Source organism: Desulforudis sp. DRI-14 (genome assembly GCF_052618305.1).
This window is the reverse complement of the sequence record NZ_JBQXEZ010000006.1, coordinates 1-21768: the sequence shown is the minus strand read 5'-3', so window position 1 is coordinate 21768 and position 21768 is coordinate 1. Positions and strand designations below refer to the sequence as shown.

Below are 21768 nucleotides of genomic sequence, written 5' to 3'. Positions count from 1 at the left end.
AGAAGGCCGGACCACGAGGTTTTCTCGAGATCCGGCCTCTGACTCTAGTTAAAAATCAGAGAAATACAGAAGGAGTTTCCTCACGTATAACCTCCGACCCCTTTTAAAATCCGGTGTTCGCCCTGCGAATTTCTTCGAGTCCGGCCTCTGACCTCTCTTATAGTATGTACCTGCTCAGGTCTTCCTGTCTGACGATATCCCCGAGTTTATTACTCACGTAGTGTTCGTCGATCACGATTTCTTTCTCCGTAAGCTCGGACGCTTCGAAAGAAATGTCCTCCAAAAGCTTTTCCAGGACGGTGTGAAGGCGCCTGGCGCCGATATTCTCCGTTTGCTCATTAACAGTATATGCGATCTTCGCTATCTCGACAAGGGAATTATGCGAAAATTCTATATTAACGCCCTCAGTGGCTAATAACGCCTGATATTGCCTGATCAAGGCGTTTTGCGGTTCGGTCAGGATTTGCAGAAATTCGTCCTGTCCCAAGGCCTGCAGTTCGACGCGGATCGGGAAACGGCCTTGCAGTTCCGGGATGAGGTCCGACGGTTTCGCCGTGTGGAAAGCCCCGGCGGCGATAAAAAGTACGTGATCGGTCCGTACGGGGCCGTACTTGGTGTTGACCGTCGAACCTTCAACGATCGGCAGGATATCGCGCTGCACGCCGCCGCGGGAAACGTCGGGTCCCCGGCCGCTCTCGTAGCCGGCGATCTTGTCGATCTCGTCCAAAAAGATGATCCCGCTTTCCTCGGCCCTGCGCACGGCAAGGCTGTTGACCTCGTCGGGATCGATCAGCTTCTGGGCCTCCTGCTGCGTCAGGATCTTCCTCGCCTCCGCCACCGTTACCTTCCGGCGCTTCTTGCGCTTAGGAAAAATATTGCCTAGGACGTCCTGAAGGTTGATCCCCATCTCCTCCACGCCCTGGCCCGAAAAAACTTCAAGCATCGAGGGACTGGCTTCCTCAACCTCTATTTCGATGTATTCCCGTTCCAACTCGCCCCGGGCCAGCTTTTGCCGGAGCGTTTCCCGCTCGAATTCCAGGCGTTTGAGCTGCCGGTCGCGCGCATCCTGGTCGTTCTGCTGCTGCCGCCCCCCTCCGAAGAGCAGTTCGAGGGGGTTGGCGCTATAGTTTTGCGCCTGGGGAGCCGGCGCCATGTATTCGACAATCCGCTCGTCGGCCATCCGGCGGGCACTCTCTTCGACATCCCTGAGTTTTTCCTCGCGGACCATACGCACCGCGGTCTCCACCAAGTCACGGACCATCCCTTCAACGTCGCGGCCCACGTACCCGACCTCGGTGAACTTGGTGGCCTCAACCTTTACAAACGGAGCGTTTACCAGTCTAGCCAGCCGGCGTGCGATCTCGGTCTTGCCCACGCCCGTCGGGCCGATCATCAGGATGTTCTTGGGCATGACCTCGTCGCGGAGGTCTTCTGCCAGGCGCGCCCGGCGGTACCTGTTGCGCAACGCGACAGCGACGGCTCTCTTGGCCTGCCTCTGACCCACGATGTAGCGGTCGAGTTCAGCCACAATCTGGCGAGGCGTGAGATTGAAGTCCAAGGCTGCTTCCTCCTTACAGTTCCTCCACGGTGATTGATTCGTTGGTGTAGACGCATATCTCGGCGGCGATTTCCAGGGCCCGGCGGGCGATCTCGGCAGCCGGAAGCCCGGTGTTCCGTATCAGAGCGCGGGCCGCCGCCAGGGCGAAGGGGCCGCCCGAACCGACGGCCAGAACTCCGTCGTCGGGTTCGATGACTTCGCCGCCGCCGGAGATCAGCAGGATGTTCGCCTGGTCGGCCACGATCAGCATCGCCTCCAGCTTACGGAGCACCTTGTCGGTCCGCCATTCCTTGGCCAGCTGCACCGCCGCCCGGGGCAGGTTCCCGTGAAACTCCTCCAGCTTAGCCTCAAAACGTTCAAAGAGGGCGAAGGCATCGGCCACCCCGCCGGCGAAGCCGGCCAGGACCCTGTCCTTGTACAGGCGCCGGATCTTCTTGGCCTTGGCCTTGATCACCACGTTCTGGGCGAAGCTGACCTGGCCGTCGCCGGCGAGGACGGTCTTCCCGTCCCTGCGGACGGCCACGATGGTCGTTCCGTGAAACTCCAAGCGACTTCCCCCCTACCGGAATGCTAAACTCTTAAGATTATATGATACGTTATGGCACTAGCTTCGCGGGTGGGCCTTCCGGTATACTTCCTGCAGCCGGTCGGCCGTTACGCGCGTGTAGATTTGCGTGGTGGACAGCCTGGCGTGGCCAAGGAGTTCCTGAACCGCCCGGAGATCCGCCCCGGCGTTCAGCAGGTGGGTGGCAAAGCAGTGCCTGAAGGTATGCGGGCTGATGTTGCGCTCCCGCGCCAGTTGATCGAGATATTTGTTCAGTATCTTCCGCACCCCCCGCACGGTGAGCCGCCCGCCCCGGTAGTTCAAAAACACGGCCGTCTCGTCCTTCCCGCCTTCCAAAAGCAAGGGCCGCCCGTCATCCAGGTATTTCTTCAGCGCGCGGACGGCATATGAGCCGAGCGGGACAATTCTTTCCTTGTTGCCCTTGCCGAGAACGCGGATAAATCCCGCCGCGAGGTCCAGGTCCCCCAGATCGAGGCCAACCAGTTCCGAAACGCGAATGCCACCGGCGTAAAGGGTTTCCAAAAAGGCCCGGTCCCTCAGCCCGGCAGGCGTATCGCCGGGGGCTTCGATAACGGCCTTGACCTCGTCGGGATAGAGGGTCGGCGGGAGCTTCTTCATTTGTTTCGGTCCCTGGACCCGGCCCAGGGGGTTGGCCGGTACGATGTTCTCCCTGGCCAGAAACCTGTAAAAAGATCTCCAGGCGGCCACCTTGCGCCCGATGCTCGAACGGGCCAGCCCGGCTTGGCCCAGGTGGGCCAAATATCGGCGGAACAAAAGGTGGTCGACGTCCCCCGGCTGCAGGGCCGCATCATCCTTTTGCAACTCCCGGGCCAAAAAGTCGATGCCCTGAAAAAGGTCGCTCCGGTAGGCTTCCAGCGTCCGGGGCGATGCGCCCCGCTCCACCCGCAGGTAAGCCATGAAGCTGTCAACGTAGTGGTAAATCGGCAAAGTCACCTAACTCCCTCATCCAGGATTCCAGGGCCTGTAAAGCCCGGTCGGCGTAGGCCTGGTAGCGCGTCTTCTTGTCTTTAACGCGCCTTTCCAGGGGCGGGAACAGCCCGAAGGTGACGTTCATCGGCTGGAAGTAACGGGGGTCGGCCGATACGATGTAACGCATGAGAGCCCCGTGCGCCGTCACCTCGGGGAAGGGGGCGGCGGCGAGACCGCGGGCCAGCCTGGCCGCGTTCAGGCCGGCGATGAGACCGCCGGCCGCTGATTCCACGTAGCCCTCCACCCCTGATATCTGGCCCGCGAAAAAGAGGCTGGGGCGTTTTTTGCACTCGAGAGTGGGCGCCAGCACCAGGGGGGCGTTGATGTAAGTGTTCCGGTGCATGACCCCGTACCGGACAAACTCCGCGTTCTCCAGGCCCGGGATCAGTCTGAAGACCCTCTGCTGTTCCCCCCACTTCAGGTTGGTCTGAAAACCCACCAGGTTGTACAAAGTACCGGCGGCGTTGTCCTGCCGGAGCTGGACGACGGCGAAAGGCCGCTTCCCCGTACGCGGGTCGACCAGCCCGACCGGCTTCAGCGGCCCGAACAACAACGTTTCCCGTCCCCGCGAGGCCAGAACCTCGACCGGCATGCAGCCTTCAAAATGGATTTCTTTTTCAAAGGTCTTAAGCGGGACCCTTTCCGCATCCACAAGAGCGCGATAAAAGCGGTCGTACTCCTCTTCGGTCATCGGACAGTTCAGGTAGGCCGGCTCGCCCTTGTCGTAGCGCGACGAGCGGAAAACCTTGTCCATGTTCAGGGACTCCAGGGTGACGATGGGCGCCACCGCGTCGTAGAAGTAGAAAGACTCGGCGCCCGTAATGCGCTTGATGTCTTCAGCCATGTCCCCCGCCGTCAGGGGTCCGGTGGCGATCACGACCAGGCCCCGGTCCGGAACCCTGCGCACTTCTTCGCGGACGATCTCGACCAGGGGTTCGGCTTCCAGGCTCCTGGTGACCGTCTTGGCAAAGAGCTCCCGGTCGACGGCCAGGGCCCCTCCGGCCGGCACCCGCGCGTTGTCGGCGGCGTGCATGATCAAGGAACCGAGGCGACGCATCTCTTCCTTTAAAAGTCCCACGGCGTTGGTGACGGCCGCCGCCCGCAAGGAATTGGAACAGACCAATTCGGCGAAATCCCCTGTTCGGTGGGCGGGCGTGGATTTAAAGGGGCGCATCTCGAACAGCCTTACGGGGATTCCCCGCCTGGCCGCCTGCCACGCCGCCTCCGAGCCGGCCAGCCCGGCTCCGACAATTGTTACGGGCGCGGAGTTCACTGTTTTTGGCCTCCGGCAGCCTGTTGCTTGTCCCTGAACGTGCATTCCGGATTGGCACAGTAATACGTCTTATTTTTCTTTGTCTGTTTTTGGACCAGAAAAGTACCGCATTGTGGGCATTTCTCGTTGACAGGGGTATCCCAGGTGACAAAGTCACACTTAGGGTAAGCGGAACAGCCGAAGAAAGTCCGCCCTTTCCTGGTCCGCCGCACGACAACCTTCGCACCGCACTTGGGACAGGCTTGGCCGGTTTCTTCAAGGATGGGGCGGGCGTTTTTACACTCAGGGAACCCCGGACAGGCGAGGAAACGGCCGTACCGGCCCGTCTTGACGACCATGTTGCGCCCACAGAACTCGCAGATTTCGTCGGTGACCTCTTCTTGTTCTTCCTCAAGGGGGATCTTGCCGATCTCCTGCTCGGCCTTGGCCACGTCATCCCGGAAGGAAGCGTAAAAAGCATCCAGGACGGCTACCCAGTCGATGTCGCCGTCCTCGATCTGGTCCAGTTTTTCCTCCATCTCGGCCGTGAACTCGACGTTGATCACGTCGGGGAAATACTCTTTCAACAGATCCAGGACCTTGCGCCCCAGTTCCGTAGGAAAGAGGTTCTTGCCCCGCCGGACGACGTAGCCGCGCTTCTGGATGGTCTCGACCACGGGCGCGTAAGTACTGGGACGCCCGATGCCCTTCTCCTCCAGGGCCCGCACCAGCATGGCCTCGGTGTAGCGCGGCGGCGGTTGAGTGAAGTGCTGCTTGGGCACACGCCGAGTGACCTTGAGAACGTCATCCTCTTGCAAGGGGGGCAGAATGCGCCCCTCGTCTTCCTCTGGATGCTCATCGGCATAAACCCTGGTGTATCCCGGGAACTTGACGATAGCCCCGGTTGCCCGGAAGAGATATCTACCGGCCGCGATATCCACGCGGGTGGTGTCGATGACGGCCGGGGCCATCTGGCTGGCCACGAACCGCGACCAGATCAAGGCATAGAGTTTATACTGGTCGCTGGTCAGGAAGTTCTTGATCAAATCGGGGTGCCGCGCCACCGAGGTGGGGCGGATGGCCTCGTGCGCGTCCTGTACCTTCCCTTTGCTGCCGTAAAAATGGTGCTGCTTGGGAAGATATTCCGGTCCGAAGTGTTCCGCGACAAACCTTGCGGCCTCTTCCCGGGCCTCGCTCGAAACGCGGACCGAATCGGTGCGGATGTAGGTGACCAGACCGGTATGGCCGTCCTTGCCGATATCGAGGCCCTCGTAAAGTTGCTGGGCGACCATCATCGTCCGGCGTGTGGTGAAATTCAGCTTCCTGTTGGCTTCCTGCTGAAGGGTGCTCGTGGTGAAGGGCGGCGGCGGATTTTTGACCCGCTCCTTGCGCTTGACCTCGACCACCCTGTAGGCGGCGCCTTCAAGCTCGGACATGATCCTGTCCATTTCTTCCTTCGAGCGGACGGTCACCTTTTCCCCGTTGCGTTTAAAGAGCTTGGCCTCGATCTTATCGCCGTCCTTCGTCAGGATCACGGCAAGCGTCCAATACTCCTCGGGAACAAAGGCGTCGATCTCGTCCTCCCGCTCACAGATCAGGTACAGCGCAACGGACTGCACGCGTCCGGCGCTAAGCCCCCTGCGGACCTTGCGCCACAGCAACGGACTCAAGTTGTAGCCCACCAGGCGGTCGAGGATCCGGCGCGCCTGTTGGGCATTGACGCGGTTCTGGTCGATGCGCCTGGGGTGTTTCAACGCATCGACCACCGCTTTCTTGGTGATTTCGTTGAACTCGATGCGACAGGGCGCGTCATCGTCAATCTTAAGCAGTTGCTGCAGGTGCCACGCGATGGCCTCCCCTTCCCGGTCGGGGTCGGAGGCCAGCAGGACCTTGTCAGCCTTTCTGGCGGCGTTGCGCAGTTCCGAAATGGTGTCGCCCTTTCCCCTGATCGTAATGTACTTGGGTAAAAAACCCTTTTCTACATTAACGCCGAACTGGCTCTTGGGAAGGTCGCGGACGTGGCCCATAGACGCCAGGACCTGGTACTTTCTCCCCAGGAACTTGGTAAGCGTTTTGGCCTTGGCCGGAGATTCAACAATGACAAGGGTTTTCGACAAACATTCCACCTCAATGCATACCCTGATGTATTTCCAGTGATTACCTCTTACAGTATGAGATACAGTATAACCTTCCCGGCAGGCGCGTGACAAGCCCCTTGATCTCCAGGTAGGCCAGGGCGGCCGTAACCCGGGCGGGGGATTGAGCGCTTCGGCCGATAAGGTCGTCTTCGCCGACCGGCCCCCCCTGCTCCCGGAGGATCCCCAGCACCAGTTCTTCGTCGGAAGACAGGCTGACTGCAGCAAGAGCCTCGGCATGGCCGGGAAACAACTCTAACAGGCCCAGTTCGTCCAGGACGTCCTCCACGCCCTCCACAAGGCGGGCCCCCTGTTTGATCAGCCTGTTGACCCCCCTGGACGTCGGGCTGGTCACCGGGCCGGGAACGGCCATCACGTCGCGGTTGCTCTCCAGGGCCAGGTCGGCCGTAATCAGCGCCCCGCTTCGTTCCGCGGCCTCGACGACAACCACGCCGCGCGCGATCCCCGCGATGATGCGGTTGCGTATAGGAAAATTCCAGGGCTCGGGCCGGACGCCCAGGCCGAACTCGCTTAAAACAGCGCCGTTTTCCGCGATCTCTTGCATCAGCTTAGTATTTTCCCTCGGGTAAACGACATCTAAACCCGTTCCGAGCACAGCGACCGTTCTTCCGCCAGCCTTCAGCGCCCCTCGGTGGGCCGCGGAATCAATCCCCCTGGCCATGCCGCTGACGACGGTCACCCCGGCTTTGGCCAGTTCCTCTCCAAGGTTGCCGGCCACCGCCCGGCCATAGTATGTGCAGCGCCGCGAGCCAACCACGGCGACCGCAAGGTCGTCCTCGGAGGCAAGCCGTCCTTTATAGAAAATTACGGCCGGCGGATCAAAGATATGACGCAGGCGCGCCGGGTAGTCGCTATCTTCCCAGGTTACAAATCCGATCCCCTTTCGGGACAGCCTCTCCAGTTCCTTTTCGGGGTCGATCTGACGGCGCCTGGCGGCTCCGGCCTCAACCCCGCGCAGCCGCTCGTCGCCCACAGGGGCCAGCCAGGCTTCGCGCAGCGAACCGAAACACTCGCGCAGTCCGATGATTCTGCGGCCCCCCGCGGGAACGGCCAGGGCCCACCCTATCCAAAACGCGCGCGACATCAAAACACCGTCCTAGGACCTAGGCGTGATGTGACCACACTTCGGCTCCAACCTGATTTTTCCTGCAGGCGGCCAATAAAAAGCGTCACCCGAGGGCCAGGATGCCCTCAAGCGAACTCCGCGCGTCGAAGAACCCCTCGTAAAGGTCGCCTGCGGTCCTGAGGCGCTCCGGCATGCTGTCCATGTTGAAGTCATCCGGCCGCCATGCCGGCCTTTCCAGCTCCTCCCACCTGAGCGGGGCGGAAACCGGCGCGCCGGGGCGGGGACGGACGCTGTAAGGGAAGGCCATCGCCTTGCCGAAGGTGTTTTGCAGGTAGTCCACGTAAACCTTTCCCGTCCGCTTGCTGACGATCCGTTCAATGGTGGCAAAGGGGCAAATCCGCACGATAAACTCGGCGATGATCTTCATCGCCCGCGTGACCTCGCTGAAGGTATGCCGCGGCTCAACAGGAATGAACACGTGCAGGCCCGTAGCCCCCGAGGTCTTGGGAAACCCGTTGAGGCCGAACTCGCGCAAAGCCGTACGGGCCAGCCGGGCCACTTCCACGACCTGTTCAAAGGTCGCTCCTTCCGCCGGGTCCAAATCGATGACGGCGATATCCGGGTGGGCCAGCGTTCCAACCTTAGAAATCCAAGAATGCATCTCGATGCAGCCCAGGTTCGCCAGCCACACCAGCGTTTCGAGGCCCCGGTAGACCACGTAGTTCACGATCCGCATCCCTTCGTCGTGGGCCACCGGGACGGTTTCGATCCACTCCGGGGTCGACTCGGGGCGCTCCTTCTGGTAAAAGTGCTTGCCGGTGATGCCGTCGGGATATCGGCTCATGACCACCGGCCGTCCTTCGAGGTACCTGATGGCGTACTCGCCAACCGCGGTATAATAAGCGATCAGGTCTCCCTTGGTCCGCCCGTCCGGCCAGTAAACCTTGTTCAGGTTGGTGAGCCCCAGCCGGCGCCCGCGGACTTGCACCAGCGTCATTGTTCTTCACCCCCGCGCCTGCAGCTTCCCGTACCTTTAATATTGTCGGTCCGGGACAGGCAAAATGTACGGCATAGTTTACCGAACTCGGGCAAAACATATGTTTGAGCATCTGTACGAGGCTGTTCGCAGCAGGCTCTTGAAAATCCTTTTAGAGGTGGTGCCGGATGACAAAGAACACCAACCGCACGGAACGACTGAAGCTTGAAACGGCCCGCGGGCCGGGACTGGAAGACGATCTTAAAAAGGGCGGCGAAGAACTTTCTGCCGTTGAAGCCGGAAAGATCGGAGAGAACATTGTGAAAAAACTGGTGCGGGCCGGCCAGGAATCGATGGACAGAGTGGCGGGAACCGAATAATGGCCTTATAAAACCGTTGGCACAGGGCATAATAAGGGCAACAAGGTGCAGCGGATCTTACTTGGCTAAGATGACTTCCACAAGTGGTCGAATCCGGTAAACAACCCGCTGCACCTTGTTTTGGTTTCCTACCAGGGACGGGTCCCGAAACACTGGTAAGCCCTACAATAGAAACTCAGGCCTGTAGGGCGACGATCCCGCATTCCGCCGGCTCCTTATCCCATCGCAGGCCCTGGTAGCTGGGATGCCTTAGGTAACCGTCAGCTGTCGTCTCTGTAAACTTCACCGTGCAGACCAAGAGCGGTCGGACCCAATGCGGACGGCGCAGCGGGCGGTCCCGGGGAACGGCCAGAGGAGGATCACGCACGGCAATTTTAGCCATGGCCTCAAGGAGCGCGTCTTCCTCTTTTTCCGAAAAACCGCTTCCCACCTTACCCTGGAAAACCAGCGCTCCATCCCGGTACGCGCCTAGGATCAGCGCCCCCAGCTTTCTCCGTCTCTGGCCCTCTTCCCAGCCGCAGATAACCAGATCGGCTTCTTTCGCTGAACGCACCTTCCGCCATAAGGGCGAGCGTTTGCCGGGGAGGTAGGGGCTGCCCAGTTTTTTAGCGACCATCCCTTCTATCCCCGCGGCGGTGCAGGCCCGGAAGAACTCCTCCCCGTTCCCGATCACATAGTCGCTGACCACGAGGCTGGAAACATCGGCGAAGATTGCGCGCAGCATTTCGCGCCGCGTCTCGACCGGCTCTTCCATCACCGGCCGTCCTTTGCGGTACAGGATGTCAAAAGCGACGAACAACGCCGGTGTTTCTTCGGCGGCCCGCACGATGCGCTGCGGGTCGGACAGGCGCCCCCTGCGCTGCAAAACCGAAAAGCTAGGTTTCCCATCGACCGTAACCACAATCTCTCCGTCCACGATGACAGGCAGAGAGTCTGCCAGGGCGTTTAAGCGGCCTAGTTCCGGGAACGCCGGGGTAAGGTCGATGAGATTGCGGGAACGCAGGACCGTCCCGCCATCCAGGTAGGCGAGGCAGCGGTAACCGTCCCACTTGATTTCAAAGAGGTGCTCGTTGCTCGAAAAAGGCTCTGAGGGAAAAGCAAGCATCGGGCGCAGGAGAGGCAGAGTCATGCCTTGGCCTCCCGGCGCTTTGGCGTTTTCCTGCCCTTCTTGGTTTCTTCAATGCTTCGTTTGAGAGCGTCCATGAGATCGATCACTTTTTCCGCCTGTTGCGGAGCGACGACGACGGCGTGCTCCCCGGCGGCCTTGGCCCGGATTATCTCCAGCACGGCCTTGCGGCGTTCGTCGCCGTACTTGTCCGGGTCAAAACGGGCCGCCAGGTTTTCCACCAGCCTGAGGGCCATCTTGCTTTCGTTTTCGTGGATCTTGACGTCGTACTGCAGTTCCGGGATCAGGGCCGGCTTGCGGACCTCGTCGGGGAAAAGCATGGTATGCATTACCAGGACCCGTTCCTTGGCCCGCACGAGAGCCAGGCTCTCCTTGGTGCGAATGGCCACCCGGCCCACGGCGGCCTTTCCGCTTTCGCGCATGGCCTGCTTCAGCAGCTCGTACGCCTTCTCGCCTCCCTCCGCAGGGGCGAGATAGTAAGACTTCTCGTAAAAGATCGGGTCCACTTCGTTCAGGTCTACGAAGTCCAGCAGGGCGATGCTGCGCCGGCCCCCCTCTTCAAGGGCTTCCAGTTCCTCGTCCTCTATGATCACGTACCGCCCCTTGTCCACCTCGTAACCGCGGACCACGTCCTCCAGGCTGACCTCCTCCCGGCACTGAGGGCAGTACCGCCGGTACTGGATGGGCGTCTTGCAGGCGCGGTGCAGCATATTGAAGCGCACATCCTTTTTCTCGGTCGCCGTGTAAAGCTTTACCGGGATGTAGATAAGCCCGAAGGACACCGATCCCTTCCAAATCGCGCGCACCGGAGCTCACCACCTTACGTTGTCTTTCACGCTGCATCTTGCACCTAGTCTTTGCAGGCGCAGGCAAAAGAAAACCCCGACCGGGTTTGTCGGGGTTTTCAGCGATCCGGGTATGCACGCGAACCGTTACGAAAGGCGGGAGATGGCGGTGACCGCAGCCACCAGGGCAAGGAAAATCCCGACTGTCTTCAAGCGGTGTTGCATCACGCGCCGCCAGAACTCCCGCTCGTTCAGGGGGCCGCGCGCGCCGTGTTTCCTCAGACTCTTGCCGCGGCGTAATCCCACGCGTTTCCTCGGTTCAAAAAGGTAGACGTTATTCTTCACTGTCGCTCCCTGCTTCCTTCCTTTCGCTGCTTCACTTTTAATCCGCATTAATCGCCTGGCGGACGCCTTGCAGGCTTACCGGTTATTGTTCGTTTATCCGTTAGGTAGTATTATCACCAATTATGGAGATTATTAACGGTAATCTCCTTCGGCCAGCCGTTAGTCTTTGAATTCAGTAGTAGTCCGTAGTCGATAGCAGACCCTCATCCTGCCGAATGCAGCACCACAGAAAATGAAAAGCGGATTGTTCGCGGGCGCAGTTTTCAGCAGGTTACCCAAGTACGCGTCGAAGCCTTGGCCGTAGCGAACGTTGGGAGTATAAACCAAGAATGCGCAGTGAGCCGAGGAAAAGCGTCGGCCGCTGTCTGACCCGGCACTCAACTCAATCTCTCCGAAGAGCTAGCTACAAGCGAAGAATTCACTTTAACGAGCTCTCAAGTTGAGTGCCGGGGGAGTTCGGCCGGCGCCCGAGGCGAACGAGCATCTTCCTCTGTCACATACAAGTTCGCGCAGGCAAGGCCGAGGCAAAGCGTACGGCCGACGCTTAGACGGCGGAAGCGCCCGCGAACGTCCTCGTCGGCGGCCACGCTGATCTCCCCTTCGCTAAGAACGGTTCTGTGAAGCTTTTAGCAAAGTCCTTTCGGTGATAAACCCAGACCGAATAGCATGGACCGTTTTTCAAAGTAGGTAGTCGGTACTTGACGATAAAGGCATCTAAATAAACCTTCTTATGACCCGCTCCCCGTTGTACGAAAAGACGACCGGCTTTTCTTCCAGGACCGTTTCAAAGTGGACCGGCCGGGCCCAGATCCGGCGCACGTACGGCAGGGTCTTCTCCAGGTACAGGACGTCGAGTTCCACGCCTTCGTACAGATGCCGGAGGTACAGTTCCCCGCGCCGGTTATGGTCACTGTCAGCCGCGACGATGTAGGGATACCCGCAGTTGACCAGGTTCTCGACCAGGGTATCCCTGACCCGTTCCCAGTTCTTTTCGACCACGCGCCATTCGTGGCCGACGCGCCGGTATACGTACAGGTCGAGGCGCTCCACAATCTCCTTGGTCAGGTAGTTGCGGAGAAAAGACACGTCATTACAGGTTGATCTTATCTCGAATAGTTTTTCACGGCCGTAGCGCTTTTCGATGTCTTCCAGCAGGGTGAGACCGAGCAGGTAGGGATTGATCTTGAATTTGGCGCCCTGAATTAGGTCGGCATGCATCCTGGCGAATTCCAGGGCCTCACTCTCCGGCAGATCGATTTCGCGCAGTATCCGGAGATGCCAGAACGTGGCCCAGCCCTCGTTGACAATTTTGGTTTCCATCTGCGGCCAGAAATATCGCGCCTCGTCGCGAATGACGCCGAGGATGTCGCGCTGCCAGTCATCCAGTTCCCGCGCGTGTTGTATCAGGAAAAGGAGAAGGTCTTTTTCGGGCGGGAACGGAGCTTTCACGTCGGCCGTTTCGCATTTGCCATAGGATTGCGCGTCCAATGCCCAAAGGTCGTCGTAAGTGGTCCCCCGGCCCGCCGCACGGGAACGGGGGCCTGCGCCGTCCTGAGCCGGCGCTTCGCGGTGCTCGTACATGTAAGGGTTGATGTGTTCCTGCAGGGCCAGGGCCGCGTCGAGGAACTCCTCGACCCGCTCCCGCCCGTACGTCATTTCGTAGCCGCAGATCCTGCCGGCCGCCGCTTCCATCGTATCCAGCATCCGGCGCGAGGTCGGCGCAAAGTAGGCGTTGTGCTTGAAAAAGTCACTGTGGCCCAAGGCGTGGGCGCAGACCAGCTTGTTTTGGATCGGCGAATTCCCCTCCAGCAGGAAAGCGTAGCAGGGATCGGTGTTGATCACCAGCTCGTAGATGCGGCTGAGGTTATAATCGTATTCCGTCTTGATACGGTGCCATGCCTTGCCGAAGCTCCAATGGCTGAAACGTGTGGGCATGCCGTACGCCCCGAAGGTGTACAGGATCTCAGCGGGGCATATCTCGAAACGCATCTCAAAGGGGTCGAGACCCAATTCCCTGGCCTTCGCTAGCAGCTGTGCGATGACCTCCGGGCCGATGTCGGAACCGCTCAAGGCTTTCACCCCTGTCATTTGTTTTACAGATGTATATGCAACAGGGGCGGGCGGAAAGCCCGCCGCCGTCCCCGCGGGCTGCGGTTTTCCCGGCGCAAAGGGAGGTTTTTCTGTACAAGCGGAGAAATGAGCAGATATTCTTTATCCGACGTTGCAGGAGTTACCGCCGTGCTTAAGCCCTCGCCCTTTTTGCTGGTACTGAACCTGAGCGCTATCCTTTTCCTCGCCCTTTTGCCGAGCTTCAGCCTTCCTGCCGTGCTCACGCTCGTTCAGCGCGAGTGGGGCATGAGTTCCGGCCAGGCTGGTATCGTCTTGGCGTCTTTCCAGGCGGGTTATATCGCCGCCGCGGTTGTAGCCCTGCCCCTGACCGACCGGGTAGACGCCCGTTACGTCATCGCCGGCGGAGCGGTCCTGTGCTGCGTGTCGCACCTGCTCTTTCCGCTCCTGGCCTTTGACCCCCTCAGCGGCTCGGCCGTCCGCGCCCTTGCCGGGGCCGGGCTCGGCGGCGTGTACATGCCGGGGTTGCGCCTGGCGTCCCTCGTTCCCGCGATGAAGGGACGCGCCGTGGGCACTTACGTCTCGTCCTACCTGGTCGGGACGGCTTTCTCTTTCGCGGCGACAGGGATGCTCATCGCCTTTATGCCCTGGAAGGCGGCCTATCTCTGGGTCTCCATCGCCAGCAGCTTGGCCTTCCTTGCTTCCTATTACTTAATCCGGCAGCCGATGCCCGAAGCCATGACCGCCGTTCCCAAACCTCGTCAGGTCCCAGCGGGGGAGCATTCCGGACAGTCCCGGCGTGCCGGGCTTCCCTCCGCCCTGATCATCGCCGCCTACGTCGCCCACATGTGGGAGCTGTACGGCTTGCGTTCCTGGCTGGCGCCCTTTATGGTGCAGGTCGTCGGCGGCGGAACGCCCGGAGCCGCATCCAAAGCCGCAGCGCTGGCTTCCGTTTCGGTGCTCCTGAGCGCGTTTTCCACGATCATCGGGGGCTGGCTGTCCGACCGCATCGGGCGGATCACCACGGCATTGGCCATCATGCTCGTTAGCGGGGCCTGCTCGCTGACCTTCGGCTGGCTACCGGGACAGTCTTTTTTCTGGCTGGCGCTCGTCGGCGTCATATACAGTCTTACCGTGGTCGCCGACAGCCCCATTTTCTCCACGAGCATCACCGAGCTGACCCCGCCGGAACGTCTGGGGCGGATGATGGCTTGGCAGACTTTCCTCGGGTACGGCGCGGCCACGGTCTCACCCGCCGTCTTCGGCTTTGTCCTCGACGCCTTCCCCGGGGAGGCGGGATGGGGCTGGGGTTTTGTTACGCTGGGTACGGGAGCGCTGCTCGGGCCTGTATTTCTCCTTTTGATGCGGCGCCTGCCGGAACGGGAACGGCTGTGCGGGGGTAAAGGTTAACCGCCGCCGGTTGCGCGCAAAATATGGGCTGACACTGTGTTGAAGAGACTTATAGATCTGTATTGCGAGGAGATTGGCACATGCTTAGGGTTTCCGGTTTAAAGCTCGGCATCGACGAAGACGAATCGGTCTTGCCGAAGCTGCTGGTCAAAAGGCTGCGCATCCGCCCGCAAGACCTCTTGGACTTTAAAATCTTCAAGCGCTCCATTGATGCCCGCGACCCGGAGACGGTCTATTTCGTCTATACCGTCGACGCCGCCGTCGACAACGAGCAGGATGTGCTGAGGAGAACGCGCAACCGCCGCATCACCGTCACGCCGGACTTGACCTACAAGCACGTGCCGACGGGAACGGCCGCCCTGCGTCATCCGCCGGTCGTGGTGGGGACGGGTCCGGCGGGGCTTTTCGCCGGCCTCGTCCTGGCCGAGATGGGTTACCGCCCCCTGCTCCTGGAACGCGGTCCCGACGTCGACACGCGTAGCGAGGCGGTGGAACGTTTTTGGGCTACCGGAGAACTGCATCCCGAGTGCAACGTGCAGTTCGGCGAAGGCGGGGCGGGCACTTTTTCAGACGGCAAGCTGAACACCCAAATCCGGGACCCGCGGTGCCGGAAGATCCTCGAAGAGATGGTGGAGGCCGGCGCGCCGCCGGAAATCATTTACGTCCACAAGCCCCACGTCGGGACCGACCGTTTGCGAACAGTCGTCAAAAACATCCGGGAGAAAATCGTCCGGCTGGGAGGAACGGTCCGCTTCGAAAGCAGGGTTACCGAAATTCTTGTGGAAGACAGCAGGATCAAGGGCGTGGCCGTCAACGGCCGGGAGAAGATCCCCGCCGAGGTCGTCATCCTGGCGATCGGGCACAGCGCGAGGGATACCTTCGCTATGCTTTACGAAAAGGGCGTCCGCATGACCCCTAAACCCTTTTCCATAGGCGTGCGCGTTGAACACCCCCAGCAGCTGATTAACCAAGCCCAGCACAAGAAGTTCGCCGGCCATCCCCGGCTGGGGGCGGCTGACTACAAGCTGGCCTACCACTCGCCCCGCGGCAGGTCGGCCTATACCTTCTGCATGTGCCCGGGAGGCGTCGTCGTGGCGGCCACCTCCGAGGAAGGCTGCGTCTGCACCAATGGCATGAGCCTGTATGCGCGTAATGGCGAGAACGCCAACAGCGCCATTCTTGTGGGCGTTCAGCCTGAGGATTACGGCAGCGGGCACCCCCTCGCCGGCGTTGAATTTCAGCGGAAGTGGGAGAGGAAGGCCTACGAGCTGGGGGGCAAGGACTATTGCGCGCCGGCCCAATTGGTCGGCGACTTCCTGGCCGACCGGCCGTCCACCGGCCTAGGGAGGGTTCGCCCCTCGTACCGGAAAGGCGTCAGGCTCGCTGAGCTGAAGAACGCCCTTCCCGACTACGTGGTCGAAACCATCCGCGAGGCCATCCCGGAATTCGATAAAAAACTGCGCGGGTTCAATCACCCCGAGGCTGTCCTGACGGGAGTGGAGACCAGGAGCTCGTCTCCGGTACGTATCGTCAGAGACGAAAACTTCGAGTCCAGCATCAAAGGTCTCTTCCCCGCCGGTGAAGGGGCCGGCTACGCCGGAGGGATTGTCTCCGCCGCCGTGGACGGAATCAAGGTCGCCGAGACAGTGGCCGGGAGATACTCCCCCCTGACCGCCCTTCAGTTGCCGGGACCCAAACGGCGGTAGTATTTTCTAGCGAGGTGTCCAACCGCATGCTGAAGAAGAAATCCCGGGCCGTCCCCCTTGAAAGCCCCGAAGAAGCCTTCCGCGGAGCGGTACTGGCCGTCGCCAACGCGCGCAGGTTTATCGAAGACGCCCGCCTGTTAAAGAAGGACGGCAGCAACGGCCACGCCTACGCCATGGTTATTTTCGCCGAGGAAGAAACGGTAAAAGCTTTTGTGCTCTTTCTTATCCACCTGGGGCTTCTCGGCCTGGAAGCCTGGGACATGCTCGTCTATCACACCCCCAAGCACGCCATGAAATACCTATTTGAGTTCATCGAGTCAAGTTTCCTGACACCCCTGGAAAAGCACCTCAAACTCTTGGACAGCGACACCCCTCTGGGAGATGACGACTTAAAGGAACTCATGGATGTTTTGGGCGCGCTTGAGAACACCGTCTTCGACGTCCCCGGATGGCTCAGCAGGGAATTCGACGTCAGGTCTTTCGTCGACGACTTCCGCACGCTGGAGCGGAAACGGCAGCTCAACCTCTACGTCGATTACCTCGGCGACGGCCGGTGGTCCTCGCCCGACAGCCTGCCGGATTTCGAACTGGACGAACTCCTGGCCTTCGTCGTCAGGCGGGTGGAGACGCTGGACTCCTGTCTTGGAGTCATCTCCCGCCACCCGGAATTTCTTGCCGAGTGGGCCTCGCTCCTCAAACCGCTTCTCACAAAGCTGCTGGAGAGTGAAAGAATACCCGGCGTTTAATTTTTTTACGAATCCCTACTATCCCGGCGAGCATTGTTAACGACGCTGTACAAAGTCGCTGGCGGAAGACCGCCAGCCCCTTAACCTAGCTTTTCAGCCAGAGATTAGCATTCCGTGCATGGATCAGATATAATAGACCAACGAGCCGGCCCGACTTCCGCCCCAAGGAGGCAATTTTTTATCATGAGGATCAATTTCGCGGACATCGACGACATGACGATTGTGATCGCCGCCCGGTGTCCGTCCTGCAACGAATGGGCGGGGACCATCGTCAGGACGTTCACGTCCCCCATTGAAGCGCTTTACAGCGAGGACTGGCCCAACATCCCCCTGGAACCGGTGGCCTGTTGCGGCGCGGAGGTCTGGCCGGAGTATTTCCTGATCGTCTATGAGGGCCAGGTTCTCCAGCAGATCCTCATCGGCGGACAGGACCTGCCCGTAACCGGCATAGAAACACCCAGGCATTAGAGAAAAGCCAAGAAAAGGATGAGATGATGTGCCCGACCTCCTTGCCCTGCACAACCGGATTCATTACGAGGACCGCGGCCGGGGAGAACCGGTTATCTTCCTGCACAACGGGTTCTGGTCGTCTAAAACCTGGGATAAGATTATGCCCTTGCTGGAAGAGGATTGCCGGGCCGTTGCCTACGACCGCTACGGGTTTGGCCGTTCGGCCAGGCGGCAGCAAATCGAACCCTGGCTGATGGACGACGGGGTTGCCGAACTGGCCGCCGTCCTCGAGCACCTCGGCCTGGAAAAGGTTCACCTGTGCGGGCATTGTTTGGGAGGGGCCGTCGCCCTGCTGTTCGCCAGCCGGTATCCCGACCGCGTGAAATCCCTGGTTGCCGAAGCAGTGGGCTACTTTACCAACGACGCTACCATCCGGAAGTGCGAGGAAACGTTCGTCCCGTTCGAGCGGACAAGCCTCAAAAACCAGCAGTTCATGCAGGATGTCCACGGGCTCGAATACGGTCCGGCGCTCTGGGAGCTGTTGCGCCGTCAGCGCGTATACGTTTGGGACCGGGGATATAACCTGGCAGACACCCTCCAAAAGGTTTCATGCCCGACGCTGATCATATCCGGTGACCGTGATTACTGGTTTGGCCTTGAACACGCCCTTTTGGCCTACGAGCGCTTAAAGGCCGGCCGGCTCTGGATCGTTCCGGATTGCGGGCACAATCCGCACATCGAGAGGCCGCAGGAGTTTGCGCTGAACCTCAGGCGCCTGCTCCTTAATGCGACGGGAACCGTTTAACATTAATTAACTGATGGGATAAGCTTTTGCGTGGCAAGACAATACCGTAATGAAGTGGAGAAAAACAATGAGCGAACAAGATCTCACCAGGATCAGCCAGGTCGTTTCGCAGGACCTTCAGATGGGAGACAAGTTCACCTTTGAATGTACGGACCGCTGTATGGGTATGTGCTGCCAGCGCATCACCATCCACCTCGACCCCTGGGACGTGAAAACCATGGCGCGTTACCTGGAAATGCCGGGTAAGGATTTCCTTGACGAGTTCTGCGGTTTTGAAACGGTCCCCGGTTCCTGGTGGCCGGTGGTCTGGCTCAAACACGCCCGGAACGGTCCCTGTGTCTTTCTTAACCAGGATGGCAAATGCGTTCTTTACCCCCACCGCTCCAGGAACTGCCGTTCCTTCCCCGTCGGCCGCGCCGTCAGGGTCTCGTACCAAGGAGATACACCCGAAATCGAGGAACGCTACTTTATGATCAAGCGCATGCATTACTGCCTGGGTCACGAAGGAGCGCGCGAGTGGACCGTCGGCGAGTGGCTGGATAAGAGCGAAGTCCATACTCATAACGAGATGTGCGACCTTTACATAGAGCTGGTGTCCTACGTCGACCAGAAATTGAACGGGCGGGCCTGGATGTCCCCGGCAACCGCAAAGATGATTACGCCCATCCTCTACGGTCCTGATATGCTTCGTGCCAAGCTCAGCATTACCGAGAAGCAGGTAAGCCACGAGGAGTTTTATCGCAGGCGGATTAAGGCGCTGCGGGAAATCCTGACCGATATGGCCGCCCATCTGGGCTTCGGGCCGCGAGCCGGTAAGCCTGACGAAGACGGGTTAACGGTGATGGAGAAGATCAAACGGATTCTGACGACGGGCGTTAAATAGCTTTGGGCACTGCGCACTGGGCACTGGGCACCGGCTCAATGCCCAGAGCCCAATTGCGGCAGGACGTCATGGACAAATATGTTGACGAGATCGGGATCAAACCTGCTTCCCGCCCATTGCCGCAGTTCCTGCGCCGTGGCGGCGGCGGAGAGCGCCCGGCGGCCGGGCTCGTCCCTGGTTATCGCATCGTAAGCATCCACAATGGCCTGGATGCGGCATTCGACAGGGATATCCTCACCCCTTAAACCAAGGGGGTAACCCGTCCCGTCCCACCACTCATGATGCTTCAAGATCGATTCGGCGATGGGCGAAAGTTCCGGTATCGTCAAGGCGATCCGGTGACCGATCTCGCAGTGGCGTTGGATTGTCAGTTTTTCCGCAGGCGTCAGCGGTTCCTGTTTCAGCAGAACGCGGTCGGGGATGCCAACCATGCCGATGTCGCGAAAGCGCGCCAGCAGCCGCAGTTCCGCAATCTTCGCGTCGCTCAGGCCGACAGCCTTGCCTATTATTTCGGCGAGCGATTGCAAACGAGCCGTGCGTCCTTCGGTGATGAAACCCCGTTTCCTCAGCGCCGCCATTACCGCCTCGATAACCGCGTTGTGCTTTGAAACACGGTTGAGGAGTTTTTCCCGGTACATGTTGCTGTCCGCCTCCCTGTAAAGTTCCGAAAGGCTGACAGCAGGATCGCCCGTCGTAGCCCTGCCTATGGAAAGACTCAACGGTATGCCGGGGTGTTGCCGGTTGTATTCGGCCACTTGTTGCCGGATACGCGAGCAGATATCCTCGGCCACCTCGTTATCCGTACTTGGGAGCACTGTGGCGAACTCGTCGCCGCCCACGCGGGCCACGCAGTCGGTAGTCCTGAAGGCCTTTTTTAAGGCTTCGGCGGCGGCTCGCAGATACTCGTCGCCGGTGTCGTGCCCCAGGGTGTCGTTAATAATCTTCAGCGCGTCGACATCGCAAACGATAATGGAAACAGGCCCGTGCCTGGCGACGGTCAGGCGCCCCATTTCCTCCTCGAAATAAGCGCGGTTGAAGAGGCCGGTCAGGGCATCGTGCAGGCTCAGGTACCTGAGTTTTTCCTCCATCTGTTTCTCTTCAGTGATGTCGCGAAAAATCTCGATAACCCCTGTTACATTCCCCTGCTCGTCGATAAACGGCGTTGAAGTGAGGCTGACAAAGATCTGCCGGCCGTCATTCCTCGCCATTTCCATCTGGGCCTCGATGCGCGCCTCTCCGGACTGGATGCGGCGCAAGATACACCTGTCCGTGCCGCAGAAAGGATGATGGAAGGAATTAAAACAAAGCCGGCCGATCGCATCGGCGGCGGTAACCCCGGAAAGCAGCTCCATCTGTTTATTCTGGTCGATAATCTTAAAGTCCTTACCGATGATGCGCATAGCATCACCGGAGTTTTGAAAGATGGTCGTCATCCTGTTGCGCTCGTATTGAAGCTGCTCGTCCAGCACCTTCTGCCGTTTGTTTTGCAGCCATAGCGAAGAGATGATCTTGGCGATGCTGCCCAGGAACCTGGCATTGTTATAAAAGTCGCGTTTGTCTACCACGGGCACCTTCCGGACAGCCTCGAGGTAACTCTCCTCATCAAATCCGAGTTCGCGCGCCTGCTTCCTGAAATAGTGCTCGTCGGGTTCCTCAAAAAAGACTTGGCTGACCACAAGCGTGGCCAGGTCCGCTCCCTCGACTCTGATCGACATTGCCGCGGCAAACAGGCCGTTGTGGCATTTATGGATCACAAAGTCATCGCTTTGACTGGCGGCTCGGAAGATTTCACGGTCACTCTCGAGGCATCGCTGCCTGCCGATAACCGATTTCCGGTGAAACGACGCGCAAAAATCGGTCCACCCGGATGTCGAAAGGACCGTTCCATCGGGAAGCGTGACAGACGTGGCTAATCCGGTGGTCGAAGAGAAAGTGTCTTGGAGTTTCTGCAGCTCCTGCAAATCTACTAAGTCGGCGAAGGAATAGTCGGCAGACCCTGACAATGTTAGGGACCCCCTTCACCCTCGGAAACATTCCAGGCGGGTATTTACGAAGCTCGCTTCCGTGATATGGTTGGTACGTTTGGGCAACAAAAAGTTTTGAGTTGGTATTTTCGCGAAAAGTTCGGCAATTCCTCTGTCAGCCGCTATCGGATTACCGATTTCTTAAAATCTGAAAACCACCGTAACACGGTGGTCCGCTTCAGGCTTTGTGGTGTTTGATTACGCTCACGGCGGCGTTTAGTTCTACCTCGCCGGGGCCCGGGTTATCCGCGTAAAACCTGAATTCGGGCCATTGTAACTGGTGATGCCAGACCGTTTCTCCCTCCAGGGCCTCCGTGGAGTCGGTAACCCGCCACTTTTCACCGTCGAACTCCTCGAGGTTAAGCCTTACGGTGCCTGAGACGATGGCCCGGACGACGATATTCAAGATCTCGGCCTTCATTAACTCAACTTTGACAGCCAACACCCCTCCCGGGTCCGCGGAGCCTTGAAAATCAAG

General features: G+C 59.6%; 20 protein-coding genes. 7 read left to right on the top strand and 13 right to left on the bottom strand.

All coding sequences use genetic code 11. From position 1 onward, the window contains the following. Nucleotides 1-157: 157 nt before the first annotated feature. The 7 genes from hslU to ligD (ACUM6F_RS05590) all read right to left on the bottom strand — a co-directional run bounded on the left by hslU (nt 158) and on the right by ligD (ACUM6F_RS05590) (nt 8584). Nucleotides 158-1558 carry an ATP-dependent protease ATPase subunit HslU gene (gene hslU / locus ACUM6F_RS05620; RefSeq protein WP_445348648.1) on the bottom strand — a complete coding sequence of 467 codons (1401 nt, stop codon included), beginning with the start codon at nt 1556-1558 and terminating at the stop codon, nt 158-160. A gap of 13 nt (nt 1559-1571) precedes the next feature. Then, entirely contained in the window at nt 1572-2105 is a 534-nt protein-coding gene (hslV, locus tag ACUM6F_RS05615; RefSeq protein ID WP_425621386.1) for an ATP-dependent protease subunit HslV, read from the bottom strand. A 57-nt stretch (nt 2106-2162) separates the two neighbouring features. Further along, nucleotides 2163-3077, bottom strand: a complete 915-nt coding sequence (gene xerC, locus ACUM6F_RS05610) for a tyrosine recombinase XerC (protein WP_426377513.1) — start codon at nt 3075-3077, stop codon at nt 2163-2165. Continuing rightward, entirely contained in the window at nt 3049-4386 is a 1338-nt protein-coding gene (gene trmFO / locus ACUM6F_RS05605; protein WP_445348647.1) for a methylenetetrahydrofolate--tRNA-(uracil(54)-C(5))-methyltransferase (FADH(2)-oxidizing) TrmFO, read from the bottom strand. The genes xerC and trmFO overlap by 29 nt, the downstream gene beginning before the upstream one ends. Further along, the gene (topA, locus tag ACUM6F_RS05600; RefSeq protein ID WP_425621384.1) at nt 4383-6482 is read right to left on the bottom strand and encodes a type I DNA topoisomerase; all 2100 of its coding nucleotides are present in this window, start codon (nt 6480-6482) and stop codon (nt 4383-4385) included. The genes trmFO and topA overlap by 4 nt, the downstream gene beginning before the upstream one ends. A 40-nt stretch (nt 6483-6522) precedes the next feature. Then, entirely contained in the window at nt 6523-7605 is a 1083-nt protein-coding gene (gene dprA / locus ACUM6F_RS05595; protein ID WP_445348646.1) for a DNA-processing protein DprA, read from the bottom strand. An 85-nt stretch (nt 7606-7690) separates the two neighbouring features. Then, nucleotides 7691-8584: a non-homologous end-joining DNA ligase gene (gene ligD, locus ACUM6F_RS05590; protein WP_425621382.1), complete on the bottom strand. Its 894-nt coding sequence runs from the start codon at nt 8582-8584 to the stop codon at nt 7691-7693. A gap of 167 nt (nt 8585-8751) precedes the next feature. Between ligD (ACUM6F_RS05590) and ACUM6F_RS05585 the strand changes: the two genes are divergently transcribed. After that, on the top strand, nt 8752-8943 hold the full coding sequence (locus ACUM6F_RS05585; protein ID WP_445348645.1) for a small, acid-soluble spore protein, alpha/beta type: 192 nt from the start codon (nt 8752-8754) through the stop codon (nt 8941-8943). A gap of 175 nt (nt 8944-9118) precedes the next feature. Here ACUM6F_RS05585 and ligD (ACUM6F_RS05580) read toward each other — a convergent pair whose 3' ends face one another. The 4 genes from ligD (ACUM6F_RS05580) to ACUM6F_RS05565 form a co-directional block, all read right to left on the bottom strand. Next, nucleotides 9119-10072, bottom strand: coding sequence for a non-homologous end-joining DNA ligase (gene ligD / locus ACUM6F_RS05580; RefSeq protein WP_445348644.1), 954 nt, complete (start codon nt 10070-10072; stop codon nt 9119-9121). Next, nucleotides 10069-10875 (bottom strand): non-homologous end joining protein Ku, encoded by an 807-nt coding sequence (ku, locus tag ACUM6F_RS05575; RefSeq protein ID WP_425621379.1) that lies wholly within the window; start codon nt 10873-10875, stop codon nt 10069-10071. Before ku ends, ligD (ACUM6F_RS05580) begins: the two co-directional genes overlap by 4 nt. Before the next feature lie 126 nt (nt 10876-11001). Beyond that, nucleotides 11002-11199 (bottom strand): hypothetical protein, encoded by a 198-nt coding sequence (locus ACUM6F_RS05570; RefSeq protein ID WP_425621378.1) that lies wholly within the window; start codon nt 11197-11199, stop codon nt 11002-11004. 714 nt (nt 11200-11913) lie between these two features. Continuing rightward, nucleotides 11914-13287, bottom strand: a complete 1374-nt coding sequence (locus ACUM6F_RS05565; RefSeq protein ID WP_445348643.1) for a SpoVR family protein — start codon at nt 13285-13287, stop codon at nt 11914-11916. A 108-nt stretch (nt 13288-13395) separates the two neighbouring features. On the opposite strand from ACUM6F_RS05565, the gene ACUM6F_RS05560 reads away from it, so the two are divergent. From ACUM6F_RS05560 to ACUM6F_RS05535, 6 genes are all read left to right on the top strand, one after another. Then, nucleotides 13396-14676 (top strand): MFS transporter, encoded by a 1281-nt coding sequence (locus ACUM6F_RS05560; protein ID WP_445348642.1) that lies wholly within the window; start codon nt 13396-13398, stop codon nt 14674-14676. 80 nt (nt 14677-14756) lie between these two features. Then, nucleotides 14757-16382 carry an NAD(P)/FAD-dependent oxidoreductase gene (locus ACUM6F_RS05555; RefSeq protein WP_445348641.1) on the top strand — a complete coding sequence of 542 codons (1626 nt, stop codon included), beginning with the start codon at nt 14757-14759 and terminating at the stop codon, nt 16380-16382. A 26-nt stretch (nt 16383-16408) separates the two neighbouring features. Further along, complete coding sequence (locus ACUM6F_RS05550; protein WP_425621374.1) at nt 16409-17128, top strand: AbiV family abortive infection protein; 720 nt, start codon at nt 16409-16411, stop codon at nt 17126-17128. 183 nt (nt 17129-17311) lie between these two features. After that, on the top strand, nt 17312-17596 hold the full coding sequence (locus ACUM6F_RS05545; RefSeq protein WP_425621373.1) for a hypothetical protein: 285 nt from the start codon (nt 17312-17314) through the stop codon (nt 17594-17596). Nucleotides 17597-17624: 28 nt separating this feature from the next. Beyond that, nucleotides 17625-18383, top strand: a complete 759-nt coding sequence (locus ACUM6F_RS05540) for an alpha/beta fold hydrolase (RefSeq protein WP_445348640.1) — start codon at nt 17625-17627, stop codon at nt 18381-18383. Nucleotides 18384-18450: 67 nt separating this feature from the next. Continuing rightward, nucleotides 18451-19266 (top strand): YkgJ family cysteine cluster protein, encoded by an 816-nt coding sequence (locus tag ACUM6F_RS05535; protein ID WP_445348639.1) that lies wholly within the window; start codon nt 18451-18453, stop codon nt 19264-19266. Between the two features lie 35 nt (nt 19267-19301). Here the strand turns inward: ACUM6F_RS05535 and ACUM6F_RS05530 are convergent, their stop codons facing one another. Further along, the gene (locus ACUM6F_RS05530) at nt 19302-21269 is read right to left on the bottom strand and encodes a PocR ligand-binding domain-containing protein (RefSeq protein ID WP_445348638.1); all 1968 of its coding nucleotides are present in this window, start codon (nt 21267-21269) and stop codon (nt 19302-19304) included. Nucleotides 21270-21468: 199 nt separating this feature from the next. After that, the coding region (locus tag ACUM6F_RS05525; RefSeq protein ID WP_445348637.1) for a hypothetical protein at nt 21469-21768 on the bottom strand (300 nt) is incomplete at its 5' end.

Coding starts and splice junctions, on each gene's coding strand:
- dprA (WP_445348646.1), bottom strand. CDS start 7,605: ATGTCGCGCGCGTTTTGGATAGGGTGGGCCCTGGCCGTTCCCGCGGGG.
- ligD (WP_425621382.1), bottom strand. CDS start 8,584: ATGACGCTGGTGCAAGTCCGCGGGCGCCGGCTGGGGCTCACCAACCTG.
- ACUM6F_RS05585 (WP_445348645.1), top strand. CDS start 8,752: ATGACAAAGAACACCAACCGCACGGAACGACTGAAGCTTGAAACGGCC.
- ligD (WP_445348644.1), bottom strand. CDS start 10,072: ATGACTCTGCCTCTCCTGCGCCCGATGCTTGCTTTTCCCTCAGAGCCT.
- ACUM6F_RS05565 (WP_445348643.1), bottom strand. CDS start 13,287: ATGACAGGGGTGAAAGCCTTGAGCGGTTCCGACATCGGCCCGGAGGTC.
- ACUM6F_RS05560 (WP_445348642.1), top strand. CDS start 13,396: ATGAGCAGATATTCTTTATCCGACGTTGCAGGAGTTACCGCCGTGCTT.
- ACUM6F_RS05555 (WP_445348641.1), top strand. CDS start 14,757: ATGCTTAGGGTTTCCGGTTTAAAGCTCGGCATCGACGAAGACGAATCG.
- ACUM6F_RS05550 (WP_425621374.1), top strand. CDS start 16,409: ATGCTGAAGAAGAAATCCCGGGCCGTCCCCCTTGAAAGCCCCGAAGAA.
- ACUM6F_RS05545 (WP_425621373.1), top strand. CDS start 17,312: ATGAGGATCAATTTCGCGGACATCGACGACATGACGATTGTGATCGCC.
- ACUM6F_RS05535 (WP_445348639.1), top strand. CDS start 18,451: ATGAGCGAACAAGATCTCACCAGGATCAGCCAGGTCGTTTCGCAGGAC.